Annotated in this window: 14 protein-coding genes; 8 read left to right on the top strand and 6 right to left on the bottom strand. The window is 67.5% G+C overall.

Annotated elements, in window-relative coordinates; all coding sequences use genetic code 11:
* The first annotated feature begins 181 nt into the window (after window positions 1–181).
* Window positions 182–646 carry a GNAT family N-acetyltransferase gene (locus BCO18175_RS04250; protein ID WP_027787064.1) on the top strand — a complete coding sequence of 155 codons (465 nt, stop codon included), beginning with the start codon at window positions 182–184 and terminating at the stop codon, window positions 644–646.
* Between the two features lie 26 nt (window positions 647–672).
* Here the strand turns inward: BCO18175_RS04250 and BCO18175_RS04255 are convergent, their stop codons facing one another.
* The gene (locus BCO18175_RS04255) at window positions 673–1548 is read right to left on the bottom strand and encodes an AraC family transcriptional regulator (protein WP_174979628.1); all 876 of its coding nucleotides are present in this window, start codon (window positions 1546–1548) and stop codon (window positions 673–675) included.
* A 251-nt stretch (window positions 1549–1799) separates the two neighbouring features.
* Here BCO18175_RS04255 and BCO18175_RS04260 point away from each other — a divergent pair, with 251 nt between their 5' ends.
* Window positions 1800–2213, top strand: a complete 414-nt coding sequence (locus BCO18175_RS04260; protein ID WP_174967344.1) for a gamma-glutamylcyclotransferase family protein — start codon at window positions 1800–1802, stop codon at window positions 2211–2213.
* 121 nt (window positions 2214–2334) lie between these two features.
* Here the strand turns inward: BCO18175_RS04260 and aceB are convergent, their stop codons facing one another.
* Window positions 2335–3927, bottom strand: coding sequence for a malate synthase A (aceB, locus tag BCO18175_RS04265; protein WP_174979629.1), 1593 nt, complete (start codon window positions 3925–3927; stop codon window positions 2335–2337).
* Window positions 3928–3994: 67 nt separating this feature from the next.
* Complete coding sequence (locus BCO18175_RS04270) at window positions 3995–4756, bottom strand: haloacid dehalogenase type II (protein ID WP_039342629.1); 762 nt, start codon at window positions 4754–4756, stop codon at window positions 3995–3997.
* Between the two features lie 154 nt (window positions 4757–4910).
* Between BCO18175_RS04270 and BCO18175_RS04275 the strand changes: the two genes are divergently transcribed.
* Together BCO18175_RS04275 and BCO18175_RS04280 are read left to right on the top strand one after the other, a co-directional pair.
* Window positions 4911–5816 (top strand): LysR family transcriptional regulator, encoded by a 906-nt coding sequence (locus BCO18175_RS04275; RefSeq protein ID WP_174979630.1) that lies wholly within the window; start codon window positions 4911–4913, stop codon window positions 5814–5816.
* 159 nt (window positions 5817–5975) lie between these two features.
* A complete protein-coding gene (locus BCO18175_RS04280) occupies window positions 5976–6410 on the top strand; it encodes a universal stress protein (RefSeq protein WP_031399397.1) in 435 nt (144 codons plus the stop codon).
* A gap of 196 nt (window positions 6411–6606) precedes the next feature.
* On the opposite strand, the gene aceA is transcribed toward BCO18175_RS04280, so the two are convergent.
* The 3 genes from aceA to BCO18175_RS04295 all read right to left on the bottom strand — a co-directional run bounded on the left by aceA (window position 6607) and on the right by BCO18175_RS04295 (window position 10512).
* Complete coding sequence (aceA, locus tag BCO18175_RS04285; protein ID WP_174967346.1) at window positions 6607–7914, bottom strand: isocitrate lyase; 1308 nt, start codon at window positions 7912–7914, stop codon at window positions 6607–6609.
* Window positions 7915–8325: 411 nt separating this feature from the next.
* Entirely contained in the window at window positions 8326–9882 is a 1557-nt protein-coding gene (locus tag BCO18175_RS04290; RefSeq protein ID WP_174979631.1) for a DEAD/DEAH box helicase, read from the bottom strand.
* Between the two features lie 360 nt (window positions 9883–10242).
* Entirely contained in the window at window positions 10243–10512 is a 270-nt protein-coding gene (locus tag BCO18175_RS04295; RefSeq protein ID WP_128850775.1) for an acyl-CoA-binding protein, read from the bottom strand.
* 147 nt (window positions 10513–10659) lie between these two features.
* Here BCO18175_RS04295 and tsaB point away from each other — a divergent pair, with 147 nt between their 5' ends.
* The 4 genes from tsaB to BCO18175_RS04315 are packed head-to-tail and all read left to right on the top strand — an operon-like array spanning window position 10660 to window position 13892.
* Complete coding sequence (gene tsaB, locus BCO18175_RS04300; RefSeq protein WP_174979632.1) at window positions 10660–11427, top strand: tRNA (adenosine(37)-N6)-threonylcarbamoyltransferase complex dimerization subunit type 1 TsaB; 768 nt, start codon at window positions 10660–10662, stop codon at window positions 11425–11427.
* Entirely contained in the window at window positions 11424–11924 is a 501-nt protein-coding gene (gene rimI, locus BCO18175_RS04305) for a ribosomal protein S18-alanine N-acetyltransferase (protein WP_174918775.1), read from the top strand. Before tsaB ends, rimI begins: the two co-directional genes overlap by 4 nt.
* Entirely contained in the window at window positions 11911–12930 is a 1020-nt protein-coding gene (locus BCO18175_RS04310; RefSeq protein WP_174979633.1) for a uracil-DNA glycosylase, read from the top strand. Before rimI ends, BCO18175_RS04310 begins: the two co-directional genes overlap by 14 nt.
* Window positions 12927–13892, top strand: a complete 966-nt coding sequence (locus tag BCO18175_RS04315) for a DUF1853 family protein (RefSeq protein ID WP_174979634.1) — start codon at window positions 12927–12929, stop codon at window positions 13890–13892. Before BCO18175_RS04310 ends, BCO18175_RS04315 begins: the two co-directional genes overlap by 4 nt.
* The last annotated feature ends 18 nt before the right edge of the window (window positions 13893–13910 follow it).

Raw genomic sequence — 13910 nt, forward strand, 5'->3', positions numbered from 1 at the left:
CGCTCCGCCAGAAAATGAAGAAGCCCGCCTTGTGCGGGCTTTTTCATTTGCGTTCCCGGTTGCGCCCGCTGGCGGGCGCGTAACTTCCGGTCATCCGGCGTCGAGCCGCTACGAGAAATCCGCGATTGCATCCGCACGCGACTGCGCTATCGTGGCGGGATGCGTTCTTGACCCCTGCGCGATGCTCGATCCGACCGACCTGCGACTCCTGTATCAGCTCCGGCCCGCGGAGGCTGGCGATTTTCCGTTTGCCGAAGCGTTGACGCACGGCAACATGGGCGGCTATTACAAGCGCCATGGGCTCGTGTGGCGCAGCGACCTGTTCTACGCGAGCTGGCGCGAATCCGAAAACTTCATCCTCGAGGCCGACGGCGAGCGCATCGGCGTGCTGCGCGTGACCGAGGAGGGCGACTCGCTGCACATCCGCGACGTCCAGATCGCGGCCGGCCATCGCGGGCAGGGCGCCGGCACCTACATGCTCGACATGTCGCATCGCTGGGCGCGGGCGCGCGGGCTGCACGAACTGCAACTGCGCGTGTTCGTCGACAATCCTGCCGCGCGTCTCTACCTGCGCATGGGCTATCAGGTTGCCGGGTCGCGGCTCGCGCAACTTGGCTCGATCCGCCACATGGTGCGGCCGGTCTGAAGACCCGACGACCCGGAACCCGGCGTTCAGCGGACAGCGCCGATCGCGTCGTCGTCCGGGGTTTCGTCGTCCGCGAGCCTGCCTTCCGGGCCGCGATGCTCGTAGCCGCGCAGCATGAATGCGCGCGGGCTTTCGCCGAATGCACGCCGGAACATCGCCGAAAAGGCGCTCTGGCTCTGGTAGCCGAGTTCGCGCGCGATATGCGACAGCGGGCGGCCTTGGTTCAGCAGCGGAATGGCTCGCGCCAGCAGCGCCTGCTGGCGCCACTGCGAAAAGCTCACGCCGAGTTCCTGCTTGAAGAGCCGCGAAATCGTGCGCGTGCTCGCGCCGACCTCGCTTGCCCAATGTTCGAGCGACTCCGCATTTGCCGGATGCGCGAGTACCGATTCGCACAGCAAGCGCAGCCGTTTTTCGTCGGGCATCGGCACCGCGAGCGGCAGCGGTTCGGCGTGGCTCAGTTCGTCGAGCACGAGCCCGCACAGCAGGCGCTCGCGCGCAGTGCTCAGGTCGCGCGCGTCGAGCGCGACGATCAGTTCGCGCAGGAGTCCCGTCACTTCGACGACGCGGCACGCGTCGAGCCCGTCCGGCACGATCGACTCGTCGATATACAGCGTGCGCAAATACGCCTCTTCGACGATCACGACCTCGTGCGTCACGCGCGGCGGCACCCAGATCGCGCGGGACGGCGGCACCATCCATGTGGTGCCGGTCGTTGCGACGCGCAGCACGCCGCGCGACGCGTACGCGAGCTGCGCCCACGCATGCGTATGCAGCGGGATGCGATGCCCGGTATTGACCTGCCGTGCGCGCACGCGCATCGGATGGATGGCGGTCGGTGCGAACTCGGGCGGAATGTCGATGACGTACGGGTTCGGTACGTCGGCTTGGAACGGCGGGTTCATGGACGATTCGGGCAGCGCGGCGGCGATGCCGTTATTGTAGAAGGCGCCGCGAAAGTGCATGCGGCGGTTTGTCGGGCGATCATGCCGCGTTCGAATGAACTTTGTGTGGAGGCCTGGCGATTTCGGCCCGGCGCCGGGCGCGCGTGCGGGGTCGAACCATCGGGCCGGTATCGTGGTCTATCGATGCGCGGGCGATTTCGCAAGAATCGCGCGCGAACACGGCAATATGCGAATCAAAGAGGAGAACCACGATGCGTTACGTATTCGTCTACGGCACCTTGAGAAACGGAGAGGCCAACGACATCGGCCACGCGGCCGCCAGGCACGGGATTGCCGCGCCGACGCTGCTCGGCGCCGCCGCGCTGCCGGGCGAACTGTACGATTTCGGTACGTATCCGGGGATGATCGCCGGGTCGGCCGGCAAGTCGCTGGTCTGGGGCGACGTCTACGAGGTCGACGACCAGCTCGTTCCGGTGCTCGACGAAATCGAGCGCGTCTATCCGGGCGTCGACTCGCTGTTCAAGCCGGAAGAGGTGACCGTCGAGCTCGGTGGCCGGCAGTACGCCTGCCTTTACTATCCGGTCGCCGCACATGCGATTGCCGGGCGTCCGCGCATTGCGTCGGGCGACTGGGTTCAGCACCGGCGCGAGCGGGAAGCCGTCTGACCGGTTGCGTGGCAGTTGGCCCCGCTGCTAAAGAAAAAGCGCCCCTGTGGGGCGCTTTTTTGATGCCGTGATCGCATGCGACCGGCGCCGACGCCGGCACCGATCGCAGCGGGCAGCTACGTCAGATTTCCTCGTACAGCGGCAGCGTCAGGAATTCGGTGAAGCCTTCCGACGTCGACATCTGCTCGAAGATCGCAGCGGCGCGCTCGTACGGCTGCGTGTTGCCGCCGACCGAGCGCTTCACGTTGTCGAGCTCGGCCTTCGCGAAGTCACGCACGAGTTCGGCCGTGACCTTGCGGCCGTCGTCGAGCACGCCCTTCGGCGAACGGATCCATTGCCACACCTGCGACCGGGAGATCTCGGCCGTGGCCGCATCTTCCATCAGGTTGTGGATCGGCACGCAGCCGTTGCCGTCGAGCCATGCGCCGAGGTAGTGGATGCCGACGTTGATGTTGTTGCGCAGGCCGGCTTCGGTGATCGGCGCCTCAGGCTGGAAGTCGAGCAGGTTCTTGCCTTCGACCTGCACGTCGTCGCGCTGCTTCGCGATCTGGTTCGGCTTGTCGCCGAGCACCTTGACGAACTCTTCCATCGCGATCGGCACGAGGCCCGGGTGCGCCACCCAGCCGCCGTCGTAGCCGTCGGTCGCGTCGCGCTGCTTGTCCGAGCGCACGCCGCCCATGGCCTTGTCGTTCGCTTCCGGATCGTTCTTGATCGGGATCAGCGCGCTCATCCCGCCGATCGCCGGCGCGTTGCGCTTGTGGCAGGTCTTCAGCAGCAGGAGCGCGTACGCGCGCATGAACGGCACCGTCATCGTGATCTTCGAACGCTCGGCGAGGCAGAAGTCGCGGTCGTTCTTGAACTTCTTGATGGCCGAGAAGATGTAATCCCAGCGGCCGGCGTTCAGGCCCGAGCTGTGTTCGCGCAGTTCGTACAGGATCTCGTCCATCTCGAACGCGGCAAGGATCGTCTCGATCAGCACCGTCGCGCGGATCGTGCCGCGCGGCACGCCGACGCCTTCCTGCGCGGCGACGAAGATGTCGTTCCACAGGCGTGCCTCGAGATGACTTTCCATCTTCGGCAGGTAGAAGTACGGGCCCGAGCCGCGTGCGAGCAGTTCCTTCGCGTTGTGGAACAGGAACAGCGCGAAATCGAAGATGCCGCCGGACACGCGCTGGCCGTCGACCGTCACGTGCTTCTCGTCGAGGTGCCAGCCGCGCGGGCGCACGATCAGCGTCGCGACCTTGTCGTTCAGCTGGTACGACTTGCCGTTCTGCTCGAGCGAGATCGTGCGGCGCACCGCGTCCTTCAGGTTGATCTGGCCGTCGATCTGGTTCGTCCAGCTCGGCGCGTTCGAATCCTCGAAGTCCGTCATGTACGAATCCGCGCCCGAGTTCAGCGCGTTGATGATCATCTTGCGCTCGACGGGGCCCGTGATTTCGACGCGGCGGCATTGCAGGTCGGCCGGCAGCGGCGCGACCTTCCAGTCGCCTTCGCGGATCGCCTTCGTCTCGGCCAGAAAGTCGGGGCGCTCGCCCGCGTCGAGGCGTTTCGTGCGCTCGACGCGTGCCTGCAGCAGCGCCTGGCGGCGCGGCTCGAACGTGCGGTGCAGCGCCGCGACGAGTGCAAGCGCTTCGGGCGTCAGGATTGCTTCGTAACCCGGCTTGATTTCGCCGGTGATCGCCATGCCTTGCGGCAGCGTGATCGGGGTGCTCATGAGTCTCATCTCCTTGGTCGGTCAGTTGCGGTTTCGGTGAAGGGGGAAGGCGGCAGCGCTGCGAATGTCATGCACCCGGGCCGGGGCGCGTGCGGTTCGCGGGTCTGCCGGACGGAGCCGGGGTGGCGAGGAATGCGAGCAGGTCGGCCATGCCGGTGCCCGTGCCGTCGGGCGGCGCGCCGAGTTCCTCGGCGGGCGCGCCCGTGCGGTTGAGCCAGAACGTCGTGTAGCCGAACCAGACGGCGCCGGCGACGTCCCATGCGTTCGACGACACGAACACGATGCCGCGCCGGTTCGGTCCGAACGCGTCGGTGCCGAGCGCGTAGGCGGCCGGGCTCGGCTTGTACGCGCGCACGGTGTCGGCCGACAGCACGCGATCGAACAGCCCGGACATGCCGGCGCTCTTGATCGCGATGTCGAGCATCTGCGGCGTGCCGTTCGACAGGATCCCGAGCGGCGGGCGCGGGTCGAGCGCGCGCAGCTTGCGCAGCGCGGGCACCGTATCGGGATAGGTGGACAGGCACGCGTATTCGTCCATCAGCCGCTTCTCGGCCGCGCTGTTCAGCGCGAGCCCGAGCCGGCGCGCGGCGAACCGCAGCGCATCGAGCGTGATGTCCCGGAACGGGCGATAACGCGCGCCGGCCGGATCGGCGAGCGTGCGCAACTGCGAGTATTCGATTTGCTTGCGTCGCCACAGCTGCGACAACCGTTCCCCGTGACCGGGAAACATCTGCTCCGCCGCGGCCAGGACCGCACGCACGTCGAACAACGTGCCGAATGCGTCGAAGAGGATTGCGTCGGGAGAGGAGAGTGTCGTTGTGGCCGACATAGCCTTGCGCTCCAGTTTCAGAGGTCCGGTGAATTCTATTCGTGATCGTATGCGCTAAAAAAGACGCTAATCATCACTTGATCTTTTACTTTCATATACCTAATCTGGAGCGGTTTAAGCTATTTGAAGGGCGGCAGCGCCGCCCGTGCGAGTCATGGACCGGTTCAAGCAGATCGAAACGTTCGCTGCGGTCGCGGCGAAGGGCAGCCTGTCGGCGGCCGCGCACGCGGAAGGCGTCGCACCGGCGATCATCGGCCGCCGCCTCGATGCGCTCGAGGAGCGGCTCGGCGTGAAGCTGCTGGTGCGCACGACGCGCAAGCTCACGCTGACGTTCGAGGGCTCGGCGTTCCTCGAGGATTGCCAGCGCGTCATCAACGACATGCAGAACGCGGAGGCGAGCGTGTCCGCCGGCGGCGTCAAGGCGAGCGGCCACCTGCGCATTTCTGCGCCGGCCGGCTTCGGCCGGCGGCACGTCGCGCCGCTCGTGCCCGAATTCAGCGTCGGTCATCCGGATGTATCGGTCACGCTCGACCTGTCCGACCGGATGGTCGACCTCGTCAACGAAGGGTTCGATTGCGCGGTGCGGCTCGGCGAGCTGCCCGACTCGTCGCTCGTGTCGCTGAAGCTCGGCGAGAATCGCCGCGTGTGCGTCGCCGCGCCCGCGTACCTCGTACGGCGCGGCACGCCGGCCACGCTCGCGGAACTGGCGCGGCACAACTGCCTCGCGCTCGCGGCCAACGCGAACCAGCAACGCGGCTGGGCGTTCCAGGAGGACGACAAGGTCGTGTCGATCCGCGTGAACGGCACGATGGAATGCTCGGACGGCGCGGTGCTGCACGAGTGGTGCCTCGCCGGTCATGGCCTGGCGTGGCGCTCGTGGTGGGAGGTCGGCGAGGACATCGCGGCCGGCCGGCTCGTCAGCGTGCTCGACGCATTCGCCGCTCCACCGATCGGCATTCACGCGGTGTTTCCGCAACGCCGGCATCTGCCGCTGCGCGTGCGGCTGTTTCTCGATTACCTGAAGCACACCTACGAACAGCCCGGATATTGGGGCGAATAGGCCGCGCATGCCCGCGCGTTTCCGATATGAGGGCGAACCCGCTGCCGGCGCCGGTTGGGCGGTTTCGCGCACTACACTCGTAGGAGGCATGACCGACGCGTCGCGGCCGGCTCGGATGGGATCGCGGCGCGCGGAGTGCGATTGACGAAGGAGAGCGCGATGTTCCGGCACATCCTCGTTCCAACCGACGGTTCCGAACTGTCGCAGAAGGCAATCGACGGCGCGATCGACCTGGCTCGGGCGGTCGGTGCACGTGTGACGGCCTACGCGTGCCTGCCGCAGTATCCGTACTCGCCGTTTTCCGAAGTGATCATCGAGCCGCCCGCCGATTTCCGGGCGCGCAGCGAACGCGAGGCGCGTGCGCATCTCGACGAGGTCGAATCGGCCGCGAAGGCGGCCGGCGTCGATTGCGACACCTGGACGAGTGTGCATCCGTCGCCGTATCTCGGCATCATCGAGGCGGCCGAACGCGGCGGCTGCGACGTGATCTTCATGGCGTCCCACGGACGCCGCGGGCTCGGCAGCTTGCTGATCGGCAGCGAGACGCAGCGCGTGCTGACCCATACGAAAATTCCGGTGATCGTCTATCGGTAGGGCGGCGCCCTGGAAAAAGGGCGCGCCGGGCGGAGCCGGCGCGCGTCGTTGCTGGCGGCCCGCAGGCCGCGCGGCCGGTCGCGCGATCGGTATCGCGCGCCTGCCGTCTCCTCCCTGATTTTTGTTCGGTGGCCGATGCCGCACCGTCGCGAGACGGGGCGGACATCAGCATGACGCGTGGCGCGTCGTGTCCTGCTTATGCGACCTTCTTGCCGTCGAAGAACTGCTCGTCTTCGGTCGAGCCGTGCAGCGCGGTGGTCGATGCTTCGCGCTCGACCGTCTGCGTCACTGCGTCGAAGTAGCCGGTGCCGACTTCGCGCTGGTGCTTGACGGCCGTGAAGCCCTTGTCCGCCGCCGCGAACTCGGCCTGCTGCAGTTCGACGAACGCGCTCATCTGCGTGCGGGCATAGCCGTGCGCGAGGTTGAACATCGAGTAGTTCAGCGCATGGAAGCCGGCCAGCGTGATGAACTGGAACTTGTAGCCCATCGCGCCGAGTTCCTTCTGGAACTTCGCGATCGTTGCGTCGTCGAGATTCTTCTTCCAGTTGAACGACGGCGAGCAGTTGTACGACAGCAGCTTGCCCGGGAACTGCTTGTGGATCGCTTCCGCGAACTTCTTCGCGTACTCGAGATCCGGCTTGCCCGTTTCGCACCAGACCAGGTCGGCGTACGGTGCGTATGCGAGACCGCGCGAGATCGCCTGTTCGATGCCCGGCTTCGTGCGGAAGAAGCCTTCCACCGTGCGCTCGCCCGTCAGGAACGGCTTGTCGTTGTCGTCGACGTCGGACGTGATCAGGTCGGCCGCTTCTGCGTCGGTGCGGGCGACCAACACGGTCGGCGTGCCCATCACGTCGGCCGCGAGACGCGCTGCCGACAGCTTCGCGACGGCTTCGCGCGTCGGCACGAGCACCTTGCCACCCATGTGGCCGCACTTCTTCACCGAAGCGAGCTGGTCCTCGAAGTGGACGCCCGACGCGCCGGCTTCGATCATCGCCTTCATCAGTTCGAACGCATTCAGCACGCCGCCGAAGCCGGCTTCCGCGTCAGCGACGATCGGTGCGAAGAAATCGACGTAGCCTTCGTCGCCCGGGTTCTTGCCTTCCGACCACTGGATCTGGTCGGCGCGCGTCAGCGTGTTGTTGATGCGCTTCACGACGAGCGGCACCGAGTTTGCCGGGTACAGCGACTGGTCCGGGTACATTTCGCCCGCGACGTTCGCGTCGCCGGCCACTTGCCAGCCGGACAGGTAGATGGCCTTCAGGCCGGCCTTCACCTGCTGCATCGCCTGGTTGCCGGTCAGTGCACCGAGTGCGTTGACGAACGGCTCGTTGTTGATGAGGCTCCACAGCTTTTCCGCGCCGCGCTTGGCGAGCGTGTGCTCGATCGGGATCGAACCGCGCAGGCGGACCACGTCCTCAGCCGAGTAGCTGCGCTTGGTGTCCTTCCAGCGCGGATCGGTTTCCCATTGCTTTTGCAGTTCCTGTGCCTGTTGCTGACGCGACATGATGAGCTCCTTGATGCGGTGCGATGCCTGATAGGTTGACTCTGACGGTGGTGAGGCTGTTCTCGAAGCCGGGAGCGGTGTGTTCCGGTTCGTGAGGTCTTGTATAAGAGTCTAGGCAAATCGACCGGAGCGGGACAGGGGGCTTTCAGAGGAGTGGGGTAAATTTTTAGTTGTTTTAAATCAATATCTTGAAATTGCAATTTCGGGATAAGAAATGCTTTTTCCCATCCCGCAATCGCCTGGGTTGTGCCACGCAGCATGATTTTTTACGACACAAAAAAATTTTCCGCATCGTGAAATGTGGGGCGGGGCGAAAAAAAACCGGCGCAGATGCGCCGGTTGGCTGGATGGGCAGGGCGGCTATTCGCCGGTTTGCCCTCCGTGGGGCGGCCGGTGGCCGCCCGTGCGTGCTTACGACGCGGAGTTGCTGCGACGCGGGCCGCCGCTGCGCTGGCCGTCGCGACGCGGGCCGCCGTCACGGCTGCCGCCCGGCTTGCCGCTCCAGCCGCCGCCATTGCCGCCGCCGTAGCTGCGGCCGTTGCCGTTACCGTTGCCGTTGCCGCCATAACCACCGCCCGGCTTGCCGCCGAAACGGCGACCGCCGTTACCGCCACCCGGACGGCCGCGGCCACCGTTGCCGCCGTTGCGCGGGGGGGCCTTGCGCGGCTCGAAACCTTCGACCACGTTGACCGGCAGCGGCGAGCGCACGAAGCGCTCGATGCGCTTGAGCGCGCCTTGCTCGGCGTGGTGCACGAGGCTCACCGCGGTACCCGAACGGCCGGCACGGCCCGTACGGCCGATCCGGTGCACGTAGTCTTCCGCGAACTTCGGCAGGTCGTAGTTGAACACGTGCGTGATGCCCGGGATGTCGATGCCGCGTGCCGCGACGTCGGTTGCCACCAGCACGCGCACGCGGCGCTCGCGCAGCGCACGGATCGTGCGGTTACGCGCGCCCTGCGGCAGGTCGCCGTGCAGCGCGGCCGATTCGAAGCCCGCGTCGGCGAGGCGGCCGGCCAGCTGGTCGGCGTCGATCTTGGTTGCCGTGAAGATGATCGCCTGGTCGAGCGCGTCGTCGCGCAGCAGGTGATCGAGCAGGCGATCCTTGTGATCGCGGTCGTCGACGTAGTGCACGGTCTGCGCGATGTTCGTACGCGATTCGAGGCGCTGCTGGATCTCGATGCGTTCCGGATCCTTCAGCAGGCGGCCCGTCAGCGAACCGATCTTGCCGTCGAGCGTGGCCGAGAACAGCATCGTCTGGCGCGACTCGGGCGTCGCGGCGACGATCGTTTCGATGTCGTCGATGAAGCCCATGTCGAGCATGCGGTCGGCTTCGTCGAGCACGAGCATCTTCAGTTCGGACAGGTCGATACGGCCGCGCTCGAGGTGGTCGAGCAGACGGCCCGGCGTGGCGACCAGGATTTCCGGGTTCTTCGCGAGCAGCATCAGCTGCTGGCCGTAGGCGACGCCGCCGAGGATGCTGACCGTGCGCAGGCGCTTCAGGTGCTTGCCGTAGGTCGATGCGGCCGTGGTGACCTGCATCGCGAGTTCACGGGTCGGCGTCAGCACGAGCAGGCCCGGGCGCGCGACGGGTTGCGGGCGGCGCACGCGGCGGTCGCCCTGGTTCGGTTCGCGCGGCGCGCGCGGTTGCTGCGCCTGCGTCTTCTGGAGCTGCGCGAAACGTTCGATCGCGGGCAGCATGAATGCAGCGGTCTTGCCCGAACCGGTCGGGCTCGAGACCAGCAGGTCGCGGCCGGCGATGCCGGCCGGAATCGCGCGCTGCTGGACCGGCGTCGGCTTCACATAGCCGGCGGCCTGCAGCGCGGAGACGATCTCCGGCGACAACCCGAGCGACGCGAAGCTCGGCTCGTCCGACGCCGGTTCGACCGCGGCCGGTGCGGCGGCGTCGTCGAGACCGAGCGCCTGGTCGGCGATCGCGTTGAGCGGGCTGGAGTTGATGCTCGAAGTCATAACAATCCTTGAAACACAGTGGGTGAAACGTCGGCGCCAATCGCGCATACCCAAGTCGTCGGATTCAGCGAGCAAATCGGGAAACGGGTGCAATCCGCCGAACCTTCAGCGGATGAGGCATTAGAAGCTGTTTTGGGTGCGGCGCGCTTCAGGAGCGGGGCCGCCAGCCTGATAAGTGACGACCGCGAAGGTCGAAGCAGGAGGGGACAGGTTCTAAACCGGATTGGAGCTTAACGCTACGAGGCGTCAGGCCGGACGGCTTGCGGGCCGAGCGCGGAGGGTGACGCAGGCCGCATTATAAAGAGATTTGCTGCGCTGCGCCACTGATTTGATTGCCTATTGCGGCCGGGGGCGATTCGGTCAGGAAGCCGTGCCGTTCTTCAGCGATTCGACGAGTTCGACGTACTGCTGCTTGGCCGCGTCCTGCGACGTGCCCTTCAGCGCATCCCATGCGTCGTACTTGTATTTGCCGACGATGTCGGTGAAGCCCGGCTTGTCGCCATGGGCGTCGCCGTCGGTCGCCTGCTTGAAGAGCGCATACAGGCGCAGCAGGGTCAGGTTGCCCGGACGTTCCGTCAGTTGCTTGACGTCGATCTGGGCCTGGTCGAATTGGGCGGTGAGTTCGCTCATCGGGTGTCTCCGTAAGGGTTTCAGGTCGGGCGATCTTAACAAGCGGACCGCCGCGCGGGGTCGAGCGATCCTTCCAAACCGCCGCCGGCGCGGCGCGCGCGCACGGATCGGGCCCGATCGCCCGTGGGAGCGGGGCGCCGCATTACAATGTCGCCCATGACGCAAACAGTGCTCCTCGCCATCGATACGTCGACCGAATACTGCTCGGTCGCGCTGCTGCGCTCGGCCCACGCCGATGACGCCGTTTCCACCCCGCAAACCTGGGTCCGCCACGAGCTGACGGGCGCCGTGTCGAGCACGCGCGTGCTGCCGGCCATCCAGGAGCTTTTCGCCGAATCGGGGCTGACGCTCGCCGATTGCGACGCGATCGCGTTCGGCGCGGGCCCCGGCTCGTTCACGGGCCTGCGCACCGCGACGGGCATTACCCAGGGTCTCGCGTTCGGGCGCGGGCTGCCGGTCGTGCCGATCGGCACGCTGCTCGCGTGCGCCGAGCACGCGCGGCTGCGCGCGCCCGGCACGACCCGCGTGCTGGCCGCGCTGGATGCGCGGATGGACGAAGCCTACTGGGCGGATTTCGCGTGGGACGACAGCGCCGGCGACTGGCTCACGCTGCATCCGGCTTCGCTCGATGCGCCGGGTGCCGTCGGCGTGCCCGATGCGCCGTTCACGCTCGCGGGCAATGCGGCCGCCGCATTCGGCGCGCAGTTGCCGGCCGCGGCGCACGCGGCCGTGATCGACGGCGACGCGATGCCGCACGCGCTGGCGGTCGCCCATGCCGCGCTGCGCGCGTTCCGTGCCGGCCGTGCAGTGCCGGCCGATCAGGCCGCGCCGGAGTACGTGCGTGACAAGGTTGCGCAGACCACCGCCGAGCGCGTCGCGGCACGTGCCGCGCAGACGGGCGGAGCGAAGGGATGACGGGTGTACTGCTGAGCGACCGCTATCTGGCGCCGATGACGGATGCGGATCTCGACGAGGTCGTCGCGATCGAGCACGTCGCGTACGAATTCCCGTGGAGCCGCGGCAACTTCGAGGATTCGTTGCGCAACGGCTATCTGGGCGTGTGCCTGCGGCACGTGACGGGTTCGCTGGTCGGCTATTGCGTGCTGATGCCCGTGGTCGACGAGATGCACCTGCTGAACCTGTGCGTCGCGCCGGCGGCGCAGTGCGCGGGCGCGGGCCTGGCGCTGCTGCGCGAGGCCGTGCGCATTTCGCGCGCGGAAGGGCTCGACGGCGTGCTGCTCGAGGTGCGGCCGTCCAATCCGCGCGCGATTCATCTGTACGAGCGTTTCGGCTTCTTGACGATCGGCCGGCGCAAGAATTATTACCCGGCGAAGCATCGCAGCCGGGAGGACGCGATCGTGATGCGTCTGACGCTGAACAAGGACGAAGGGGACGCGCATGGCATGGGCTGAAGCGGCGCTCGAGGAAATGGGCCTCGCGCAGATCTGGGTACGGCGCGGGCAAAGCGCGGATGAAGGCGTCGACGAGCGCGCGGCAGCCGAAGCGCCCGCCGCGGCGCAAACCGGCGCGGCGCACGCCGCACCGGCCGTCGCGACCGAGCGACCTGCGCGGATCGCGCGTACGCCGGTGCAGGACGAGGCGCCGCCGACAGTGGCGCGGAGCGGCGATGCTTCGCCGGCTCGCGAGCCGGTCGCTCCGTCAAGCCGTGTCGGCGGCGGCGATCGCGCACCGGTCGCGTCGGCCGACACGATGCCGCCGATGGACGACATGCCGCCTGCCGGCCCCGACGATTTCGCGTGGTTCGATGCGGCGCCGCCGGGCGACCCCGTGCCGGCGGCCGAATCGCGTCCCGCCGGTACGCCGGTTGCCGCGCTCGACTGGGATGCGCTGGCCGCGCGCGTGGCCGACTGCACGCTGTGCCGGCTGTGCGAGAAGCGCACCAACACCGTGTTCGGCGTCGGCGACCGCGAAGCGGACTGGATGCTGATCGGCGAAGCGCCGGGAGAGAACGAGGACAAGCAGGGCGAGCCGTTCGTCGGCCAGGCCGGCAAGCTGCTCGACAACATGCTGCAGTCGCTGTCGCTCAAGCGTGGCGAGAACGTGTACATCGCGAACGTGATCAAGTGCCGGCCGCCCGGCAACCGCAACCCGGAGCCGGACGAGGTCGCGAGCTGCGAGCCGTATCTGCAGCGCCAGGTCGCGCTCGTGAAGCCGAAGCTGATCGTCGCGCTCGGCCGCTTCGCCGCGCAGACCCTGCTGAAGACGGACGCGAGCATTGCGTCGCTGCGCGGCCGCGTGCATGAGTACGAAGGCGTGCCGGTGATCGTGACCTACCACCCGGCGTACCTGTTGCGCAGCCTGCAGGACAAGTCGAAGGCGTGGGCCGACCTGTGCCTCGCGCGCGACACGTTCCGGCGCGCAGACGGCGCCGACGCGAACGGGCCGGCCGGACAATGACGGCCGGCGCGGCGTTCGCATTCGTCGATACGCTGCACGACGTCGCGGTTCGGGATCTGGGCTGGCTGCTGGCCAGCCCGAGCCTGCTCACCGCGGTACCGGACGCGCCGCTTGCGCGCCCATGGCTGGATGCGGCCGGGCAGTCGGCCGTCGAAGCCTGGCTCGCCGCGCTCGATGCGCAGCCCGAGCCGCTGCATCGCGCGCTCGACGGGTTCCGGCCGACGCGGCTCGGCCGCTACGCCGAATGTCTGCTCGAGTATTTCCTGACGCACGGGCCGGTGCTGCGGCTCGTCGCGGCCAATCTGCCGTTGCGCAGCAACGGCAAGACGCTCGGCGAAGTCGATTTTCTCGTCGATGCACCGGACGGACAGCGCCTGCACTGGGAACTCGCGGTGAAGTGCTACCTGTGCGCGCCGGTGCAAGCCGGCGCATCGCTTGCCGATTTCGTCGGCCCCAACCTCGTCGACCGGTTCGACCGCAAGCGCAGCCGGTTACTTGAGCACCAACTGCGGCTCGGCGATCGCGACGGGTTTGCGCGGCTCGGCTACGGCGCGCCGTCCGACGCGCAGATGTTCATCAAGGGCTGGTTGTTCTATCCGTACGGCGCGCCGTTGCCGCCGGTGTCCGCGGAAATCGCGCCGGATCACCCGCACGGCTTCTGGCTGACGCACGCGCAGTGGCCGGCGTGGGCGGCCGCGCAGCGTGCCGGCATCGCATGGAGCGTGTTGCCGCGGCTGGCGTGGTTGGCGCCGAGACGTGCTGCCGCCGATACCGGATTCGAACCCGAGCCGCTGGCGGCCGCTCTGGAGCTGCCGCCCGTGCTGACGGCGCGCGAAGCCCCCGCGTTGATCGGCATTCATGAAAAGGGCAGTGACGGCACGTGGCGCGAAACGGCGCGCGGCTTCGTCGTGCCGGACGACTGGCCGGTACGCGCACAGGCGTTCGCGGCGCAGGATCACTGACGCCGCGTCACCCGGTGC

It is taken from the genome of Burkholderia lata (assembly GCF_902499335.1).
Lineage (GTDB): Bacteria > Pseudomonadota > Gammaproteobacteria > Burkholderiales > Burkholderiaceae > Burkholderia > Burkholderia lata_B.